Source organism: Limnobacter sp. (assembly GCF_964228395.1).
In the GTDB taxonomy this organism is placed as follows: domain Bacteria; phylum Pseudomonadota; class Gammaproteobacteria; order Burkholderiales; family Burkholderiaceae_B; genus Limnobacter.
Genome location: NZ_CAXQZX010000013.1, coordinates 1 through 20,181 on the forward strand (window position 1 = coordinate 1; position 20,181 = coordinate 20,181).

The following is a 20,181-nucleotide window of genomic DNA, read 5'->3' on the forward strand; positions in this document are numbered from 1 at the left end:
GGCATGGTCAGTGGCATATTGCCCGTGGTCGGCGTGCCCCTGCCCTTGATGAGCTATGGGGGCACCGCCATGGTGACCCTGGGCATGGGTGCCGGCATTTTGATGAGCATTCAAAACACCAAGAAGTTGATACAAACCTGATGCAGTGTTCTACCCCCTTGGCCGATCGGGGCTGGGTGCATGGCACCCTGCACGCGGCCTTCGCACCATTTGCAGCGCAATGGCGAGACCACAGCGCACCGCAAGCCAAAGGCTTCATCGACTTGAGCTTTTTGGGACAGGCCCAGGGGCATGTGGCGCAAGAGGCTTGGCCCGACGTGGCCGCACTGGCCCGGGCGGCGGGCTTTGATACGCAGCTAGCGCAACAATCCGCCAGCATGGAATGGGCAGGCCCACCACACACCTTAGAAACCGCTTTGGCCGAGTTGGCCACCGGGCTGCGCAAAAGAGGGCATATTGTGGCCTGGCGAGACGAATTACAAAGCGTGCGCGACCCCCACGATGCGCACGTGGCAGCCCTGGAGCGCGGGGGCTTTAAACCCTTGGGCTTGTGCAGCCAGGCGGTGCATGTGCATGTAGAAACCCCATGCGGATTGGTGTGGGCTGGCGTGCGATCGGCCAGCAAAAAGGAAAACCCGGGCATGCTGGACAATTTGGCTGCGGGTGGGGTGGCTCACCCGGAGGATGCACAAAAGACGGTGGCACGCGAATTGTTTGAAGAAGCGGGCCTGCGTGTGAGCGACCTCCATGATTTGCGCCCCCTGGCCTGGCCCAAGGTGACGGTGTCGCGCCCTTTGTTGCAGGGGGGCTGGCACCATGAAACGCTATGGCTGTACCGCGCCACCACGCGGCCCGGAGTTTGCCCGCACAACCACGATGGGGAAGTGGCGAAATTTCAGTTGATGACCCGCACCGCTTGCGTGGCCGCCATCAACCGTTGGGCATTTACGCCAGACGCCGCCCTGTGCGCGGCCCTGGCCATGACAGAAGGCAGAATGTAGACATGTTATTGGGTTTGAAGGGTGTAAGCCTGCGCATCGGCGCGACAGTGCTGCTGGACCAGGTGGATTTTTCGCTGGAAGAACGCGAGCGGGTGGCGCTGGTCGGGCGCAATGGTGCGGGCAAAAGCACGCTGTTTAGGGTGCTCACGGGTGCCACCACACCAGAAGACGGGCAGGTGATCAAGCAAGACGGCCTCACCATGAGCTGCCTGGAGCAAGCCGTGCCCCTTGCCCAACACCTCTGCGTGTTTGACGTCGTGGCGGCGGGCTTGGGGACCCTGGGCGAAGCGGTGAGTACCGTGCGGATGGCACAAACAAAACCCCCGGAGGGAGAGCAGGCCGTGGCCGCCTTGGACAAAGCACAACACGCTTTGACTGAGCACCACGGCTGGCACCTGGAAAGCCAGGTGGACCAAATGCTGACCCGCATGCGCCTGGATCCCACCCTGCCCTTTGCCAAGTTGTCTGGCGGGATGAAACGCAAAGTGATGCTGGCCAAGGCCATGGTGAGCAACCCGGATGTGCTTCTTCTGGACGAACCCACCAACCATCTGGATATTCCCAGCATTGAGTTGCTGGAGGAGCAAATTCGCCAATTTAGTGGCGCGGTGGTGTTTGTGAGTCACGATCGCGCATTCATGCGCAAGCTGGCCACGCGCGTGTGCGATCTGGACCGCGGCCTGCTGAAAAGCTGGTCCGGGGGCTATGAAGGCTTTTTAAAAGGCAAGGCTGAATTTTTGGCCGCTGAAGAAAAAGCACAAGCCTTGTTTGACAAAAAACTGGCCGAAGAAGAGGTGTGGATTCGCCGGGGGATTGAGGCGCGGCGCACTCGCAATGAAGGCCGTGTGCGGGCCCTGAAGGAAATGCGCAAGCAGTTCGCAGATCGGCGCAATGTGGTGGGCACCGCCCGCGTGAATGTTCAAGAAGCCGAGCGCAGCGGCAAGGTGGTGGCCGAGGTCAACGATGTGAACCTGTCGCTGGAAGGTTTTCCCATTCTTGCAAACTTCAGCAATGTGATTGTGCGCGGCGAAAAAATCGGCCTGCTGGGCCCCAACGGAGTGGGCAAAACCACGGCACTTAAAGTGTTGCTGGGCCAGTTGAAACCCGATAGCGGGCAGATCAAGCTGGGCACCAAGCTTGAGATCGCTTATTTTGACCAGTTGCGCAGCCAATTCAATGAAGAAGACACCGCTGTGGACATTATTGGTGCTGGCAAAGAGTTCATCGACATCGACGGGCAGCCACGCCACGTGATTGGCTATTTGCAAGACTTCCTGTTTGCCCCGGATCGGGCTCGCCAACCTGTGCGCAGTTTGTCGGGTGGGGAGCGTGCGCGCCTGATTCTGGCCCAGTTGTTTGCCACGCCATCCAATGTGATGGTGCTGGACGAACCCACCAACGACCTCGACATTGAGACCTTGGAGCTGCTTGAAGAAAAGTTGATGGCCTACCAAGGCACCTTGATTTTGGTGAGCCACGACCGCGAGTTTGTGGACCAAATTGTGACTCGATGCCTGGTGTTTGAGGGCGAGGGACGCGTGGGCGATTACGTGGGGGGCTATGAGGACTGGTTGCGCCAACGCAGTTGTGACCCATGGGCTGAAAAACCCAAGGGGGCAACACCACCGCCCGCCGACCAAAACAAAGACAAATCCGAGCCAAGTGCCACCCCCAACCCGCAAAAGCGCAAGCTCAGCTACAAAGAGCAACGCGAGCTGGAAGCCTTGCCCGCCAGAATTGAAGCCTTGGAGGCCGAACAGGCTGCTTTGCTAGAAACCATTGGCGACCCGGCCTTTTACCAGAGCGATGCGGCGAAGATCACTGCCACACAACAACGCGTGGCAGCTGTAGAAGCTGAACTGGAATTGGCCTACCAGCGCTGGGGAGAATTGGAAGGCTAGATGAAAGGCTAATTGGATGAGCGCGCTTTTAGCCGATGCGGCTGACCGGCTTCGTCCATGCTGATGGCCAGGCTTTGCCACACCTCATCAGCCTCTTTGTAGGCTTTGGCCAAGTGCAGGCGCATGCCATAAAACACGCGCGATTCTGGCAACACACCGGGCAGGTCGGGCACACGGGCGGCGAGCAAGGCCCGGGCGGTTTCTTCACTGGCAATGGTGAATGCCCCCCACACCACGCGCCCGCCAGTGAGGCGGCGCACCTCCCAGGTGAACTGCTGGCCCCACTGAAAATCAGCCGCAGGCGGCAGCGTAACCCATTTGTCTTCCAGGGGCTGTACCCAAAAGCGTTTACCACGGCCATCAAAAAGCATCAGAGTGCCTTCGCGGGGCAATTGGCCTTCAAAGCGAAATTCCGGGTTGCGGGTGAGCAACATGGCACCATCGCGAGGCGCAACAGCCTTCAAGGTTGGCGACTCTTCTTGGGGTTTGTCGGCAGTTTCTGCCTGTGGGCGTTTGCGGGGGTATTGCACCAACCACTGGTCGATGAGGTCGCGGTCGCTGCGGTCCACCGGGAACACCGATGCCGCCGGGCCTTTGAGCAGGCGCACCGTGTCGGCAATTACACGCAGTTGAGCCGGACCGGTGTACACCCGCCGATGCCCCTTGCCCAACACCACCACAGAAAACCGTTGCCCTTTGGGCAGCGTCACCAGGTGCCCTTGGCTCAAACGTTGGGTGGGCAGCGCCGAATAACGCTGGCCTTTGGGATTGGTGATGAACACGCCGGGGTCAGCCGCCATCACAAAGGCGACCGGAGTCGAGGCTGCGGCCACCCCGACCACCGCCCAATGGCCCAAGGCCAACCACACGGCCCCCAAGCACCACACCCATTGTTTGTTCAATACCATCCAACCAATGACAGGCCAAGCCCCAAGTAATCGGACTTGTAATTGTAATCAATGAGGCTTTCGCCGTAGCCGGTGAAGTACTGTAAATGCCCTCGCAAATTGCTGGTGAGCGGAAATGCCCAATCAAATTGCACAGCCCCTCGAGAGTCGCGCCCGCCCTTGAAGTTGTGGCGGGTGAGCAAAGACAACTCGTGACCATCCACCTTGTGCACCAAAAGCCAATCGCCACGGCCTACAAAATCGGTGATGTCGGGGTTGTCATCGTCAGCGGGCTTTTCGTCAATGCGCATCCAGGGGCGGAATTGAAACATGGTGTTTTCGCGTTCAAAACCCACCATGCCAATGACCCGGTTCCAGGATCGCGACAATGGCAGAGCCCTGCCATTGGACTGGTGATTCAGGCTCAGACCCAATAAGCGTGGCTCCCAACCCGTGGCCTCCCGGAACGCACTCCAACTGGTGCGCCAGGTGAAAATCAGCTCGGGTTCGTAGTTCGTTTCCCGGAAAGGGCGGGAAAGCTCCTCGTTCATCACTTGCCAACGGCTGGACTGGGTGTAGGCAAACCACAGGTCGCCGTTGTCGCCGAATATGTTTTCCATCACCTTGGTTTTCAGGCTGAGCTGAAATTTCAACTCATTGCTGTCCAGGTTTTCGGGGTTAGTCACTGTGTTGGCTGGGTTGGGGCTGCTGGGGCGCGTGTTGGGGGAGCTGTTGTGATACACCGGCAACAGGTAGACCGGCTGGTAAGGGCGAATGGAGAATGTGCCTCGTTTGGCTGCGGGGGCCAACTCCCAGCGGCTGTCCAACCAGGACAAGGTGGTGTCTTCGGTCTGCTTGTAGAGCAGCAAGCCGCCATCCAGGGGCGCAGCCGCTGCGGGGGCCTCATCTTGCTTGACCACGGCGCTTCGGCCTGTGGCATCATCGAAGCAACGCAAGCGGAGTTGTCGATCTTCTATAAAGATGCAGGCCCTTAAAGCCTGCTCATCCAGCGTTTTGTATTGTATGTTGTCGGCCTGGGCTTGAATGCCAAAGGCCAAGAGGCACAATGCAAGGGTGTGTTTTTTGTTCATGATGGGTGCTGCTCGCTGCGGGCTGTCGCTAGAGTCTCTCACATTTGGTTAAAATTCTTTCATGGTTTCATTTCGATTTAAAAAATCTGCCGCCAAAGAGTCGGCGAACGCTGGCCAAGGGCGAGAGTACACCATCGACGAGCTGGCCCGAACAGCCAACACCACGGTGCGGAACGTTCGCGCCTACCAAGACCGGGGCCTGCTGGCTCCCCCAGAAAAACGCGGCCGTGTGGGCTACTACAACGAAGACCATTTGTCGCGCTTAAAGCTGGTTGGGCAAATGCTGGGCCGGGGTTATACCCTGGGCAACATCCAGGAAATGCTGGACGCCATCGACAAAGGCTATGACCTGCGGCAGTTGCTGGGCTTAACGCACGCCATCACCAGCCCGTGGACCGATGAAACCCCCAAGAACTTCAACCCGGTGCATTTGGCCACCATGTTTGGGACCAATTTAAGCCGGGGGGCCCTGGCTCGCACCATCGAGCTGGGTTTGCTCGAACCCGATGGTCTGAGGTACCGCGCGCCCAGCCCGAAAATTTTGCATGCCGGCTCTGAAATGGCCAAAGCCGGCGTGCCATTGCTCGACTTGCTGGAACTGATCGCCTCGTTGCGAAGCCACCTGGAAAGCTTTTGCGACCAAGCGGTGTCGCTGTTTGTGAAAGAACTCGACCAATACGGGGACAAGCTCCCTCCCAAAGATGAACTGCCTCGCTTGGCAGAATTGATCTGGAAAATTCGCCCACTGGCCATGACCGCCATTGAATCGGAGGTGTCGCGCGCCCTTCAAAAGTCAGCCAGCAAGTTTGTTGATGAACGCATTCTGGGGTTGATCGACAAAATGGCCGAAGCTCGCCCAGGTGAAAACGGGGTGTCGCAGATCATGCCGGGGCAAGTGACAAGCCATGAGCAAAAGCACGCCGAACTGCCAGTGCATGGCCAAGAACCAGGCCAAGCCACCAGCAGCCCAGAGAAGCGGGAAGGCGCTGAGTAAGTTCGAGGCTTTAGGCAATCAACAAGGCAAGCCGGTTGAGCCGTTCTTGGCCTGCCACATCGGCAGAGGGCGCATAGTAAAACCGCTGGGACACCATGCGCATGAAGGTCAGCCCCATGCCGCCCTCGGGCAGGTCACTGAGAGCCACCTCACGATCAAATATGGTGGTTTTGCAAAGGTTTTCCAACACGGTCTGCGGAATACGCGTGCCTTGATCATCCAACACCACAGCCACGGCTTGCTCAAAAATATGCACGTGCAAGCGCGCCGCCTTGGGGCGCGTGTTCCTGAACCCGTGCACCATCACATTGGTCAATGCCTCAGAGACAGCCAAGTCCACGTTGTAGCACAGGTGTTCATCCAAGCCATGATTTTCCAGGAACTGCCGCACGCCCCGGCTAAGCACCCCAATGTTCACCGTGTCGCACACGGCTTCAAACGCCAGGCAATCGCGCCAAGCGCCCATGTCCAGTGGGGCATCGTGGTGGGTCAGGCTGTCGTCCAGGGATTGGCTTATATCGCGCAACAATTGCGCATCTTGCTCCACCGCGCTTAATGGCAGTTGAATCTGTTCGGCCTGGAAAAACTCTCGCCATTGCAAGGCGAGCAAGGCCAACTCATCCGGCAGCGCGCCCCCGGCTGAAGGGGCCAGTAAACGCGCAAACTCTTGCTGAAGCACATTGCCGTTGCGCTCTTGCAGCAACACGCGGGTGGTCCAATCGGCCTTGGTGTACAGGCCCAAGGCATTTTGGCTCACGCCGGGGTACAAATACACCCGCGTGCCTGGCGTGATCACCCCTTGGTAAAGCACGTGGTCTTGCTCGGTCGATGTTGGATCAGGCGGCTCGGAAGCAATTTGGCGCAGGTAAGGCTCTTGCCCGGGCTGGGCCAGCAGCAACGACCAATGCCCGATGCCAGCCACCAACAAAGTGCCCTGGTCGAGATTGATCAGGCCATACAGCACATCGAAGCGAACCTCGTGGCTGCGCAAAGAGGGGGAAGCCTCGGTGAGTTGGGCCATCACCTGGTCTGGACTGGCCAGGTAACGGCGCACCTTGGCGCTGGTGGTGTCGATGGGGAACAACACCCGCGTGGCACGCGCCATGGAAAACCATCGCGCCAAGGCCATGGTTTGCAAAGCCGTGGCCGTGTCGTCGCCCGGCATGGAGATCATGAAAAAGCCGTATTCATTGGCCTGGGTCTCCAACATGCCCATTTGCAAACCACACACATACCCTTTGGGTTGGTAAAGGGTTTGCAAGGCAATGGGCCAGGGCTCGGGTTTGGTTTTGGGCAACAATGCACGCTGTATGCGAGACACCTCGCGCATGTCTCGCTGCAGCGCCTCGTACAACTGCGTGAGCTCTTCGTGCCGGCGCTCCAGACCCATGTGCAGATCTGCGATGCGCTCTGCGGTTTTTAGGCGCACTTTCAATTCGCTGGGGTTCACTGGTTTGGTCAGGAAGTCGTCGGCCCCCACCTTCAGGCTGTGCAGCAAATCGTCGCGGCTGGCATAGCCCGTGATCATGATGATGTAGGTGTACGCGTTTTGTTTTTGGCTGCGCACTTGCTCGCACAGCTCAATGCCGCTCATGCCGGGCATGTCCCAGTCGGTCAGCACAAAATCGGGTTGCACCCGCTCAATCAGGGCCAGGGCCTCGTGACCATCGCGGGCGGCATGCACGGTGTAGCCCCAACTGTTGAGCATGGCCTCAAAAATGCGCAAAAAGCTGCGCGAGTCATCCACAATCACGATGGATTTGGCTGCCGTGGCATTCGCCTGCGGTGCCGCCGCCTGTTGCACCTCTTGCAAGCGGAATACCAACTCGGGCAATTGGCGATCGGGGTCTGTGTCGGGCTGAAGATCGAGCACACCGGGCTTGGGGGCGATCATCAAAATGGACACATCGTCCTCAAAGCCTTTTTGCTGCACGCTGGGCCCGCCCCAGCGTTGCACTTCGGTTTGAATGCGCTCTGGCAGATTGGCCCAGCGCGACAAGTTGGACTGCTTGCGAACAAACTGCAGCAGGCGGTCTTCACCAAAAATTTCGCCCTCGGCGTTCATCACCTCGGTGACACCGTCGGAATACAGCACCAAGGCGTCTTCAGGCCCCAGGGTGAGTTCGATGTCTTCGAAGTCATCCACTTCGAACAAACCCACCGGGTACCCCCCCTGCCCCAACACTTCAACACCGGTTTTACCACGCAAAAGCATGGGTGATGGGTGGCCGGCCTGGCACAGGGAAACATGGCGGGTGTTGCTGTCAAACACGCCATAGATCATGGTGAAGTAAGACAGATCTGACTCGGTTTGCTGGAACAAGCGGTTTAATCGGCCCACCACTTTGCTGGGCTTGGACACCACTCGGGCTCCGCGGGGGCTGACCGCCTCAAACACAATGCTCGAGTTGGAATGATCGGCAAACATTTGCACCAACTGCATCGACTTCACGGCGGCGGGAATACCGTGGCCCGACACATCGAGCAGGTAAAAGCCATACACCTTGGGAAGCAGTTCAAACACATGCAGGTGGTCGCCCGACACATACTTGGAGGGCACAGACAACCACTGGTAATTCAAACCCTGCAAATGACTGCTGGGCTCTGGTAAAAAACTGCGCTGGAGGCTGGACACCGCGCGAAGATCTTGCGCAATCACCTCATGCGCGTGGGCCAGCTCTTCGGTTCTGCGCGCCATTTCGGCCTGCAACTCGATGCGGCGCACAGCCGACTCCAGGCGGGCCTCCAGCTCATTGCTGTCCACGGGTTTGGCCAGCACGTCGTCGGCTCCTGCATTCAGAGCTTCAATCAGGAAGGCCTCGTCGTTTTGGGCCGACATCAAAATAAGATAGGTGTACTGGCCCAAGTTCAGCTTGCGAAGGGCCACGCAAAGCTCGGTGCCTTGCATGCCGGGCATCTGCCAATCAGCCAGCACCAACTGGATTTTTTTCTCGGCGATGAGGGCCATGGCCTCTTGGCCACCCGCGGCCACTTCCACCGGGTAACCCCATTTGGCCACCATTTGAACCAGCATGGTGCGCTCGACCAAGGAGTCGTCGACCACCAGGACTGTGGGCAGTTGCGGCGGATTGCCTTCCAGCGACACGGTGCTTCAGGCCTGCTCGAGGGAGGACAAAGCCGAGCCCATGTCTTCGACCAGAACAAACTGACGATCCATGCGCGAGAGCTCAAACATCATGCGAACGGGCTTGTTCATGCCCACCACGATGAGCTTTCCCTGGTTGGCGGTGATACTTTTTAACAACGCCACCAAAGCGCCCAGGCCACCAGAATCAACCAGTTTTACGTTCGAAATGTCGAGGGCAAACTTCTTTTTGGTCTCCAGATGTGACACCACAGCATTGCGGATCAAGGTGCCCACGGCGCTGTCTAGCCGAACGGCATCAACCCGCATTACTTGAACACTCCCAATGTCTTCTGTTGTCACCATGTTGAAACCCTGAATTTCGTTAAATTTCTTTTCAAGACGTGCGCAGTTTGCGACACTACGTTCGTATAGATTACTTTATTCAAGACCGCGTGTTTGCAGCCGTTAACACATAGGATAACGTGGCAGCACCACGACGGTAAATTTTAATTCGAGATAATAGTTCATCAATTCGTCTTTTTAATCAGGTCAACCGAACCCGAATGAGATCATTTTCCGCGCATTTGCTCCTTGCCGTCGTGTTTGGCGCCCATTGGCTGCCAGCCCATGCCCAATCACAGCCCGAGCCCGTTGAGGACCCTGTTGCCGGTGCCGCTGAAATATCCCCAACACAACAGCCTCCAGAAAAGACGAGAACCCTTACCCTGGCCACCATGGGTCAACCCAACGGGGTTAAGCTTTCTGGCATATCCCGTTTTGTTGATTTGAACGCAGGGGTTCGCCTGGATGAACTGGTCACCAAGGCCACACTTGAACTCAAAGTGCTGTACCCGCCGGGCATGCGTCATGACCAGTCTTTTTTGCGGGTGTACATCAATGATCAACTCTCGAATATTCATCAGCTAAGCGACAGCCGCGCTGGGGTTACCCACACGGTGAGGCTGGACCTGGACCCTGTGCTGCTGTCGGACTTCGCCAATTTGCGCCTGGAATTTGACGGCACCTACGATGCGCTGTGCGTGGCCCCGGAAAACCCCACCCTGCGCTTTGACATTCGCCCAGACAGCACCTTGACCATTGTGTCAACCCCTTTGAACCTGGTGAACGACCTGGCGCTTCTGCCGGCCCCGTTCTTCGACCCACGAGACAACAGCAAACTGCGCATGCCCCTGGTGATACCCAGCCAAAGAACAGCCGCCAACGTCAAGGCCGCTGGCGTGGTTGCTTCATGGCTGGGCGCGCAGGCCTTTTACCGCCAGGCGGAGTTTGACCTGATCGAACAACCCGCCGACAACCGCCACAGCATTGTGCTGTCCACCGGCGAACACCTGCCTGTGGGCATGACGCGGGAAGACATCACCGGCCCCATGCTGGTGATCGACAGCCTGGTTGAGAAGCCATGGATTAAACAACTGTATGTGCTGGGCAGAACCGATGATGAGCTGCAACAGGCGGTGTACGGTTTGGTGATTGAAGGCCAAGTGCTCAGCGGTCAAAAAGCCTTGGTGAAATCGGTGAACCTGGGGGCCCCAAGAAAGCCCTACGACGCGCCACGCTATGTGCCCACCGACCGGCCTGTGCGGTTTGCCGAGTTGATCGACTTTCCAACCCAATTGGAAGTCAGCTCAAACAAACCACGCACCAACATCAGCCTGCGCCTGCCCCCCGACCTGTTTAGCTGGGCGGGCCGCAACATCCCGATGGACCTGAAGTACCGTTACACCGCGCCCTCGCGCTGGAACGACTCCACCCTGAGCATCGAAATCAACAGCGGATTGATTCAGTCTTTCCGCTTGCCACCCCGCACCGAGCAAGGCCAAAACCGCTTGGGCATTGGGTTGCTGGGTCAGTCTGAGTTGAGCAACGAAGAAGCGCTGCAAATTCCGGCCTTCCGGGTGGGTGGCACCAACGAGTTGGCCTTCCGCTTTGCCTTCATGCCGGAAGGTGAGCGCAACTGTGCGGGCGTGGACCAACCCGCGCGCGGCGCCATCGACCCAGAATCCACCCTGGATTTCTCGGACCTGCCCCACTACACCCAGATGCCTAACCTGACCGCCTTTGCCAACGGTGGTTACCCATTCAGCATCATGGCTGACCTGGCCGACACCGCCGTGGTGCTGCCAGCGCAACCCACGGTGGTGGAACTTCGGGCCTACATGAACCTGATGGGCCTGTTTGGCCAGTGGACAGGGCTGCCCGGCAACCGCGTCAACCTGATGATGAGTGACGACCCCGCCAGCAGCATTGGCAGCATGCACTGGATTGCGTTGGGCACCAGCGACCGGTTGGGTTGGCTCAACGCCAGCAATATGAGCCTGCCCATGGTGCTCAATGAAACCGAACGAAGCATGGGTCTGCCACCAGCCATGCAATGGCTGATGGGGCTGTGGCAGCCCGAACAACGCGTGGCACCCGACGAAACAGCCCGTGCGCTCATTCAAACCGCGGGCTCACTGGGCGCCATTTTGGGCTTTGAATCGCATTTGCAAAAACAAAAAGCGGGCATTGTGATCACCGGCACCGACCAAGACAGCTTTGAGCGCGCGGTGGCTGCGTTGTCCGATTATGGCGATGTGGCAAAAATTCGCGGCAGTGTGAGCTTGATCCGCGGTGACGACATCCAAAGCTACAGCCTTGGCAACACGTACATCAGCGGTGCGCTGCCCTGGTGGCTCAAGTTGAGGATTGTGTTCTCGCAATACCCGGGCCTGATTGCCGTGGGTGGTGCCGTGGGCGGTATTTTGTTGGCCATTCTGGCGTATGGCTGGCTGTCTGGCCGCGCAGCCCGCAGAAAACAGGGGCGATGAATGCGCGCGTTTTGGCGTGTGCTTGGCCGTGTAAGTGGGCGTCTTGCCCGGGCCTGCTGCATCAGCCTTCCACTTGTTTTTGGTGCCACCGCCTGCAACACGGTGGCTGCCAAAGACTGGCCCGCTTGGCAAGGCTTTAAGTCGGCCTTCATGAGCGACGACGGCCGGGTGATTGACCGCAGCGAGGCCGATTTGCGCACTGTCTCCGAGGGGCAGTCGTACGCCCTGTTTTTTGCCCTGGTGGCCAAAGACAAAGCCGCCTTCGACCAAATTTTGAAATGGACTGAAAACAACCTGAGCCAGGGAAGCCTGGCCAACAACCTGCCCGCGTGGGTGTGGGGCAAGAAAGGGGAGGACTGGGGAGTGATCGATGCCAACAGCGCATCGGATGCCGACCTTTGGATTGCCTACGCCCTTCTGGAGGCCAGCCGCGTGTGGTGCCAGCCAGCCTATGCCAGCAAAGCACGCGCACTGGGTGAACTGATTTTGGCGCAAGAAAGCGTGGATGTGCCTGGGCTTGGGCTGAGCATTTTGCCCGGCAAACAGGGATTCATCAAAGCCGACGGCATGATCAAGCTCAACCCAAGCTATGTGCCCCCATTCATGATGGCACGGTTTGCCAATGCATGGGCTGACGATCCACGCTGGGCACAAGTGTATTTGGCAAGCCAACGTTTACTTCTGGACAGCCCCAAGAACGGCTTTTACCCAGACTGGGTTCAATATTTGAACGGCCAGCGCAGCCTGCCCGACACCGAACCCCGGGGCGACTACGACGCCATACGAACCTACCTCTGGATTGCCATGAGCAGCCCCAACGACCCGATGAGCGCTACCCTGCTTCGGCAATTGGCCCCTTTGGCGGCTGTGCTGCTCAAGCGCCAACACATGCCCGAGTGGCTGGAGCCTGACACGGGTGGCGTGGCGCCGCAGGCTGGCCCGGCAGGTTTTCAGGCGGCGGTTGCCCCATTGGCCAAAACCTTGGGCCTTGAAAAACTAGCCAACACCCTGGCACAACGCAACTTACGAACTGCCTCCCGTGAGGATTGGTTGAAGTACGGCTATTACAACGGGGCCCTGAGTCTTTTTGCGCAGGGGTTCTTTGATCAACGATACAGTTTCAACAGCCTCGGGGAACTCATGCTTCAAGGCAAAGAGGTTAAACGCTGTGAGTAAAACCATTCCATTCCAACTTGGCTTGTTGGCCTTGGCCATCGGCAGTGCACTGCCCCTGTTTCCCGGGGCGAGCAATGTGGCCCATGCGGCCATTTCAGATCGGCAAGAGAACATTCGCGCCTTGCAATCCAAGGGCATCTACTGGTACGAGCGTTTCCGCTTCGACTTGGCTGCACAGTCTTTCAACAAAATCTTGCTGCTCGACCCCAGCAATGCATCGGCCCTGCGGTGGCATGGGTTGGTCGACCTGGCTCGGGGTGATATTCAGGCCGCGCAGGTGTGGCTTGGCAAATTACAAAGCGTGCACGGTCCAAACTCGCCCTCCGCCATCGAATTAAAACAAGCCATTGCCTTGGCTGGCAGCAAGCGGCAAGCCTTTGCTGAATTGCGCTACCTGTCCAACAGCGAAAATGTACCTGCCGACCTGCCTCAACGCTTGAGCAATTTGCTGGATGAGCCGCCCTTGGGCGATGCGGCGGTGCAAATTTACGGCCTGATGGCAAACACGCCCGAAGGCGCTGTTCGGGCACGCGCTGCAGTACAGGGCCTGGTGAGGCAATTCCCCGACGACAACCGCTACCGCCTGTTGTTAAGCCGCCTGGGCGGCACCACAGAGACCAACCCACCAGCCAGCCTGGCCCAAGCTGCCGCTATTCAAGTTAGCCCCAGGCGCAACCCGGTCCAGAGCCGCCCAGCCACGCCAGCGCCTGCAACCCCGGCTCCCGTGGCAGTGCCAGAACCAGAACAGGGCCCCTTGGTCTCCAATTTTGAACAAGGCCAACAACTGGGCGAAGCCGCTCAGAAGCGCATCGAGGCCAAAGACGTGCCCGGTGCGGTTGACCTGTTGGAAAAGGCCGTGGCCTTGAACCCAGACTACCCATGGTTCCGCTATGACTTGGCCACCCTGCTGGATGACCAGGGGGATGCCAACAGCAAGGCACGCGCCGTTGAAGTGATGCAAGAAGGCTTGGCCTTGAACAATGGCAGCGAAATGCGGTTTGCCAGCGCCCTGTTGGCGACCCGCCAGGACCGTGGGCAGGATGCGCTGCGTTTGATTGATGCAGTGCCCCGCGCTGAATGGAGCGAGGGCATGACCGCTTTGAGTAAGCGTGTGCGCTATGGCCGTCACCTGGACGATTTGCGGGAGTTGTCGGCCCAAGGCCGGTACAATGAAGTGGCGACGGCACTGGCCGCCGCCCCCACTTGGCGAGCCGAGCCCGAAATACAGGAATTGGAGCGCAATCTTCGCCAGCGGCGTCAAGCCCGCCTGCGCATGTCTTATGAAAATGCAGAGATTGATGGCGACCCCGGTGTGTCATTCATTAAAAGCACGGAGATTCCACTGCAACTGGACATGCCGCTGGACTTTGAGCGCACGCTGTTTTTGCGCATGGACACCCTTCGTACCGCCGCAGGCCGCGCCAGCCCGGATGCGACCAACTTTGGCAAACTGGGCACCACAGTGGCCACTGACCCCGCCATTGACCCCAATCGCTTGAACCAAAACTACAAAGGCCATGTGGCCGGCTTGGGCATTCAAACGGACAACTGGCGCTTTGACCTGGGCAGCAACGTGGGCGATATGCCCGTGACAGACTGGGTGGGCGGCGTGCAGTGGAGAACCGACATCGGGGAAGCAGGTTCACTTCGCATCGACCTGGCCCGCCGCATGGTCGGCGGTAGCGTGTTGTCCACCGCTGGGGCCATCGACCCCCTGACCGGGCAAACTTGGGGCGGGGCTCGGCGCAATGGTTTAAGCGCAGTGTATTACACACCCATCACCCCCACGCTCGACTTTGTGGGCATTGGCCGGGCCAATCTGATCACGGGCAAAAACATTCCCGACAACAAAGAGTTCAACCTGCAAGGCATTTTGAGCAAAACCGTGTTCCAGGCGCCAGGGCACCGAGTCGAAGTGGGCGCTTCGCTCTTTTTGTGGTCGTTTGAAAAGAACCTGCGCTTCTACACCTTTGGCCAGGGCGGCTACTACAGCCCGCAGGCTTTTGGCTCGCTGTCTCTGCCCATCACCTGGACAGCCAACGTCAATGGATGGTCTTGGCAGTTGCAGGCCCGTGTTGGGGCCAGCGAATCGCGCGAGAAACAAACCGACCTCTACCCACTTAACCCCGAATTGGCGCAAGCTGCAGCCGCGCAGGGCAATGCCACGGTAGACACTGGCGGCCCTGGTGGCGGAGTGAGCAATGGCTTTAGGTTGTCGGTTGAAAAGCAAGTGATTCCCAAGCTGATTCTGGGCGGCCTGTTCGAGATTGATCGCTCGGAAGGCTACAACCCGGACCGGGGCTTGGTGTACCTGAAGTATGCTTTTGGAGAGTTTTTTGAGCTGAGCGTGCCGCCAGAGGGCATCACGCCCTATTCGAGATTCTAAATGTTTGATCTGCCCAAAGCCGGTGTGTATGTGGTGCGCGCGAACCAGGCCGAGACCTGTGCCACGCGCATGGTGGAGCACTGGCTGCGAACCCGCAAACAAGAGCGGTTCAAGTCTTGCCTGTGGATGTCGGCCAGCCCACAACACACCTTGCGGGCCGTGCTCGAACCCCATCTAAGCAGCCGGCGCCGCGCCCCCAAGGGCCTGGATGTGGTCAGTGTGCGGCAACTGCTCAAACACCCGCAACACGATGCAGGCGTGCGCACCTTGTGCCGATCGCTAGACACCTTGCTTGTTCTTAAACCCGCGTTGGTCATTATTGAACGGGCGGACCTGTGGTTTAACAACCCTGACCTGCCTGTGGAGCAACGCAACCCACTGGAGCAGATGCGCCTGCTGCACCAATGGGCCCGGTATGCCAACGCGCACGTGCTGCTGCCCGTGGAAGGCGAACTGCCAAACTGGGGGGTGTTTGCAGACGGCCTGGCCGATGTTTCCGATGCGCTGGAACTTGAATTTCGCCCTTGGTGGCCCAGTGCCCATGCGCTGCAAAGCGATTTGTGGAATGAACCCGGCAGCCTGCCCGCCTTGACCAATCACAAAGTGGTGGACCTTCGGCTATGCCCGTCACTCGGGGCTGTGGCCCGGCTTTGCCACAGCCTGCGCTTTGAACACGCGGGCCCCCTGGGGGTGCATGTGGTGGGTGCAGAGGGGCTGAACAGCCGGGATGCCTCGGTGTTGTTGCGAATGGGGGCAGACACCGTGTTGCCCAATGAACAAGATCTGCCAGAATGCACGGGTGTGCCCACAGCGCAGTTGCAACACCTGGACAGCGAACTGGTGGAACAACAGCACACCAGTGACTACTTTGCCAAAGATTTGCATGAGGTGTTCATGCCTGGCATGGTGCGGGTGTTGCCTGCACCGTTGTTTGCTCGTCAAGGTTTTATGCTGCTCACCTTGGCGACCCACTGGGATGTGCATTGCACGGTGACGCGCTTGTCCCTGATGCCTCACATGACCGCCAAAACAGCATTAAAACTGGCTGACTGGGCCAACTCGGCCTGTGTGTACACCGCCACACGGGAAGCGTTGTACAGCATCAAATTGTGGCCTTCGGTGCCCGACGAAGCCACCTACCGCGCGTGGCTTGAGAGCTGTTTCCGTGAAGCACTGCCAGCGCTCTTCAGCGGAGACGTGTTGTTTGAAGGCGTGCAGCGCGACGCTTTGCTTCGCGACCTGCATGAAGAACTTGAACCTTTAAACGTGGGTGCTTTGTTGGACGACGACCTACAGGAGGCAGACCTGGAAGTGATTTGGGGCAACGAGTCAGATGCAGTGGCCGCTCGCCCATGGAGCGCCCGGCTGGACGCCCTGCTTAAAGGGGTTGCATCATGATGATTTTGGCGCTGCTGGCCAGCGGCCTGCTGTTTGGCGTGCTGTTTGCCTTGTGGCTACTGGGGCGCTTGCTCAAAAACCCGGCGACCCGCATCTGGTTGAGCGACCGAGTGAACTGGAGCAACAACGAACTGCCCGAGGGCTGTTACCAATTGGTTCGGCACGGCAAGTGGATTGCCAAGCCTGACGACGGTGAGGACGAATGATTTTAATCAATATTGCTTCCACATCTGGCGGCACAGGGCGCACCAGCGTAGCGTGTGCGCTGGCCAACCAATTGAAAGCACTGGGGCGGCCCGTGGTGCTGCTGCAAGCAGACCCCAGCAACAACCTGGGAGTCACCCTGGGCATGACAGAAACCCACGCTGTTGGCTTGGCGCAAAAAATGATTCACAGCCAAGACCTGGCCGAGTGCATGTACACCACTCCCCAAGGGCTGCAAGTGCTGCCCTTTGGGAAAAGTACGCATGTGGAGCAATTGGTGTTAAACCGGCTACTGATGGAGCAGCCCCATCGCTTGCGCGAGTTGTTTCAAGATTCCAGCATCGACGACGCAAGCATCGTTGTGGTAGACCTGCCTCGCTGGCCCTCGGCGTGGTGCAAAGCATTCTTTGATCTAGGCGACCTCAACTTGCTCACGCTTGTGCCCGATTTGCATTCCATGCACGGCATCGATGCCCTGCTGCCTGAATTGCTGACCGCCCGTGGTGCCTCCTATTTTTTGATGAACCGATTTGATTCCACCAAGGTACTGCACCTGGACGTGTGGACCTTGGGAAAGGTCAAGTTGAGCCACCGTTTGTTGCCGTTTTATTTGCACGAGGACCAAAGCCTGCCTGAAAGCCAAGCTGCCGGGGTTGAGTTGACCCAGTACGCCCCCAGTGCACAATTAACAGAGGACCTGAACAAACTGGCCTTGTGGATAGACGGGGAAATTCAATGAGCACCCGCAGCCCATTTTTAAACCGCCTGGAGCGTATGCTTGATTTGCGTGAGTTGCCACACCTAAGCCGCTCAGCACGTTTTTACAGGCTATTCCAGGCCCTTTGGCTTCGACCAGACAGTCTGAACAAAGCCTTGGGCCAATCCGTCAGCACGCAGCCCCAGCGCGGCGCTGTTAAAGGATCGTGGCAGGTATTGGCCACCGCCCTGCACGACATGTTTTACCCCTTCATCTGGTTATTTCGTCAATTAATTCAGCGCCCTTTTAGAACAGTGCGACACCACACCGGGCGCCTTGTGGACCGCGCTTTATCGGGCCAAGCGATGGAGCGGGGCATAGCAAAAACCGCCGGGCTGGTGATGCAGGTGCGCCCCTTGCGCTGGTTGATGGGCGTTTTGGCACTGGGTTTGCTCTTGTTCACAGCCCAAGCGTCGTTGCCCCTGGTGGGGCAGTGGGTGTTTATTGCCGTGTGCTATGTGTTTGCCATGTTGTTCAAACGCATGCCCGAGCGTTTTGCTCACCTTTGCTTGATGGCGCTCACCTTGTTGCTGCTGGCGCGGTATGTGTTTTGGCGGTTCACCAGTTCGCTCGACCTTGAAAGCGGGATGGAGATTTTTTTGGGCTACACCTTGGTGGCTGCCGAGGCCTACACCTGGTTGATTCTGATCTTTGGTTTTGTACAGACCGCCTGGCCTTTGAAGCGAAAACCCCTGCCTTTGGAAGTCAACCTCAACGACTGGCCCACAGTGGATGTGTACATTCCCACCTACAACGAGCCCTTGTCGGTGGTGCGCCCCACGGTATACGCAGCCAAAGGCCTGGACTGGCCCATGGACAAACTCACGGTGTACATTCTGGACGATGGGCATCGACCCGCCTTTGCAGAATTTGCCCGCCAGGCGGGGGTGGAATACATTTCCAGGCCAGACAACTCACACGCCAAAGCGGGCAACATCAACTACGCACTGAAGCAAACACACGGGCAGTACATCGCCATCTTCGACTGCGACCACATTCCCACCCGATCGTTTTTGCAAACCAGCATGGGTTGGTTTCGCCGTGACCCCAAGTGCGTCATGGTGCAAACCCCGCACCACTTTTTCTCGGCAGACCCGTTTGAACGCAACTTCAATTTTTTCCGCCAAATGCCCAACGAGGGCTCGCTGTTTTACGGCTTGATTCAAGACGGCAACGACTATTGGAATTCATCCTTTTTTTGCGGCAGTTGCGCAGTGATTGAGCGCAAAGCCCTGCTGGAGGTGGGTGGCATTGCGGTTGAAACGGTGACCGAAGACGCACACACCGCCTTGAAGTTACATAGTTTGGGCTACAACAGCGTGTACCTGAACAATGTGCAGGCCGCCGGCCTGGCCACCGAAACCCTGGCGGGCCACATCGGCCAGCGCATCCGTTGGGCACGGGGCATGGCGCAAATTTTTAGAACCGACAACCCCATGTTCAAAAAGGGTTTGTCGTTCTTCCAGCGCATTTGCTATTCCAACGCCATGCTGCATTTTTTCTATGGCATTCCGCGCTTGATCTTCCTGATCATGCCGATGGCCTACCTGTACTTTGAATTTCACCTCATTAATGCAGCGGCGGTGACCATCTTGAGTTACGCCCTGCCGCAGTTGATCATCTCCAGCTACACCAACTCGGTGATCCAGGGCAAATACCGGCGCTCGTTTTGGTCAGAGGTCTATGAGACGGTGTTGTCTTGGTACATTGTGTTGCCCACCACCTTGGCTTTCATCAACCCAAAACTGGGCAAGTTCAACGTGACGTCCAAGGGTGGCTTGATCGAAAAAAGTTACTTTGATGCGAACATCGCCAAACCTTACCTGGTGCTGCTGCTGCTCAATCTGGTTGGTTTTTTGATCGGGATTGGCCGATTGTTTGTATTCAATACCCACGAAGTGGGCACCGTGCTGATGAACCTGCTGTGGTGTGGTTTTAACCTCGCCATTCTGGGTGCAGCGGTGGGCGTGGCCACCGAATCGGTTCAAAAATATGTGCATCATCGCGTTCGCATGGTGATTCCGGCCTTCTTGCGGCTACCCGGGGGCTACACCGTGAGCTGCCACACCGAAGAATATTCTGCTGCGGGCCTCACACTCAATGTGCCCGACACCTCACGCATCCGCGAGTTTAGCCAGGTGCAAGTGGGACTCCACCGGGGTGACCGGGAATTTTTGTTTCCGGCCAAGGTGACCTTTAACGACAAAGGCCAATTGGAGGCCACATTTGGCAGCCTTACACCGGAACAGGAAACCCAGTTGGTGCAATGTACTTTTGGTCGTGCAGACGCGTGGCTCAACTGGCAGGAAGACCAGCGACGCGACCGTGCACTTGGCGGCCTGAAAGACGTGTTCCAAAAAGGCATGGTGGGCTATGCCCGCCTGTTTGCCTGGCTTAAAGAAATTGGTTCTTCGGCGGCTCGCAGCCTGATGGGCAATCGTCAGCGAAACGCGCCATGGGAGATTTAATC

Annotated in this window: 15 protein-coding genes; 11 read left to right on the forward strand and 4 right to left on the reverse strand. The window is 58.0% G+C overall.

Features of this window, described 5'->3' with window-relative positions; genetic code table 11:
• The 3 genes from ACEQU8_RS01015 to ACEQU8_RS01025 form a co-directional block, all read left to right on the forward strand.
• Positions 1 to 141 (forward strand): FtsW/RodA/SpoVE family cell cycle protein (locus tag ACEQU8_RS01015; RefSeq protein ID WP_370260892.1); only part of this gene is annotated, 141 nt, incomplete at its 5' end.
• On the forward strand, positions 141 to 1,001 hold the full coding sequence (locus ACEQU8_RS01020) for an NUDIX domain-containing protein (protein ID WP_370260843.1): 861 nt from the start codon (positions 141 to 143) through the stop codon (positions 999 to 1,001). The genes ACEQU8_RS01015 and ACEQU8_RS01020, both read left to right, overlap by 1 nt.
• A 2-nt stretch (positions 1,002 to 1,003) precedes the next feature.
• Positions 1,004 to 2,902 carry an ATP-binding cassette domain-containing protein gene (locus tag ACEQU8_RS01025; protein ID WP_370260845.1) on the forward strand — a complete coding sequence of 633 codons (1,899 nt, stop codon included), beginning with the start codon at positions 1,004 to 1,006 and terminating at the stop codon, positions 2,900 to 2,902.
• Positions 2,903 to 2,910: 8 nt separating this feature from the next.
• On the opposite strand, the gene ACEQU8_RS01030 is transcribed toward ACEQU8_RS01025, so the two are convergent.
• Both ACEQU8_RS01030 and ACEQU8_RS01035 read right to left on the reverse strand, forming a co-directional pair.
• The gene (locus ACEQU8_RS01030) at positions 2,911 to 3,804 is read right to left on the reverse strand and encodes a hypothetical protein (protein ID WP_370260846.1); all 894 of its coding nucleotides are present in this window, start codon (positions 3,802 to 3,804) and stop codon (positions 2,911 to 2,913) included.
• Positions 3,801 to 4,880, reverse strand: coding sequence for a phospholipase A (locus ACEQU8_RS01035; protein WP_370260847.1), 1,080 nt, complete (start codon positions 4,878 to 4,880; stop codon positions 3,801 to 3,803). Before ACEQU8_RS01035 ends, ACEQU8_RS01030 begins: the two co-directional genes overlap by 4 nt.
• A gap of 61 nt (positions 4,881 to 4,941) precedes the next feature.
• Here ACEQU8_RS01035 and ACEQU8_RS01040 point away from each other — a divergent pair, with 61 nt between their 5' ends.
• Positions 4,942 to 5,874, forward strand: a complete 933-nt coding sequence (locus tag ACEQU8_RS01040) for a MerR family transcriptional regulator (protein WP_370260848.1) — start codon at positions 4,942 to 4,944, stop codon at positions 5,872 to 5,874.
• A 10-nt stretch (positions 5,875 to 5,884) separates the two neighbouring features.
• Here the strand turns inward: ACEQU8_RS01040 and ACEQU8_RS01045 are convergent, their stop codons facing one another.
• Together ACEQU8_RS01045 and ACEQU8_RS01050 are read right to left on the reverse strand one after the other, a co-directional pair.
• The gene (locus ACEQU8_RS01045) at positions 5,885 to 8,980 is read right to left on the reverse strand and encodes a response regulator (protein WP_370260850.1); all 3,096 of its coding nucleotides are present in this window, start codon (positions 8,978 to 8,980) and stop codon (positions 5,885 to 5,887) included.
• Between the two features lie 6 nt (positions 8,981 to 8,986).
• Positions 8,987 to 9,325 (reverse strand): STAS domain-containing protein, encoded by a 339-nt coding sequence (locus ACEQU8_RS01050; protein ID WP_370260851.1) that lies wholly within the window; start codon positions 9,323 to 9,325, stop codon positions 8,987 to 8,989.
• 200 nt (positions 9,326 to 9,525) lie between these two features.
• Here ACEQU8_RS01050 and bcsB point away from each other — a divergent pair, with 200 nt between their 5' ends.
• From bcsB to bcsA, 7 genes are read left to right on the forward strand one after another with little or no spacing between them, the layout of a single operon-like run.
• Complete coding sequence (gene bcsB / locus ACEQU8_RS01055) at positions 9,526 to 11,790, forward strand: cellulose biosynthesis cyclic di-GMP-binding regulatory protein BcsB (RefSeq protein WP_370260852.1); 2,265 nt, start codon at positions 9,526 to 9,528, stop codon at positions 11,788 to 11,790.
• Positions 11,791 to 12,966, forward strand: coding sequence for a cellulose synthase complex periplasmic endoglucanase BcsZ (bcsZ, locus tag ACEQU8_RS01060; RefSeq protein ID WP_370260853.1), 1,176 nt, complete (start codon positions 11,791 to 11,793; stop codon positions 12,964 to 12,966).
• Positions 12,959 to 15,352: a cellulose synthase subunit BcsC-related outer membrane protein gene (locus ACEQU8_RS01065; RefSeq protein WP_370260854.1), complete on the forward strand. Its 2,394-nt coding sequence runs from the start codon at positions 12,959 to 12,961 to the stop codon at positions 15,350 to 15,352. Before bcsZ ends, ACEQU8_RS01065 begins: the two co-directional genes overlap by 8 nt.
• Positions 15,353 to 16,750 (forward strand): hypothetical protein, encoded by a 1,398-nt coding sequence (locus ACEQU8_RS01070; RefSeq protein WP_370260856.1) that lies wholly within the window; start codon positions 15,353 to 15,355, stop codon positions 16,748 to 16,750.
• On the forward strand, positions 16,747 to 16,956 hold the full coding sequence (locus tag ACEQU8_RS01075; RefSeq protein WP_370260857.1) for a hypothetical protein: 210 nt from the start codon (positions 16,747 to 16,749) through the stop codon (positions 16,954 to 16,956). The genes ACEQU8_RS01070 and ACEQU8_RS01075 overlap by 4 nt, the downstream gene beginning before the upstream one ends.
• Entirely contained in the window at positions 16,953 to 17,693 is a 741-nt protein-coding gene (bcsQ, locus tag ACEQU8_RS01080; RefSeq protein ID WP_370260859.1) for a cellulose biosynthesis protein BcsQ, read from the forward strand. Before ACEQU8_RS01075 ends, bcsQ begins: the two co-directional genes overlap by 4 nt.
• Complete coding sequence (gene bcsA, locus ACEQU8_RS01085) at positions 17,690 to 20,179, forward strand: UDP-forming cellulose synthase catalytic subunit (protein ID WP_370260861.1); 2,490 nt, start codon at positions 17,690 to 17,692, stop codon at positions 20,177 to 20,179. Before bcsQ ends, bcsA begins: the two co-directional genes overlap by 4 nt.
• Positions 20,180 to 20,181 lie beyond the last annotated feature (2 nt).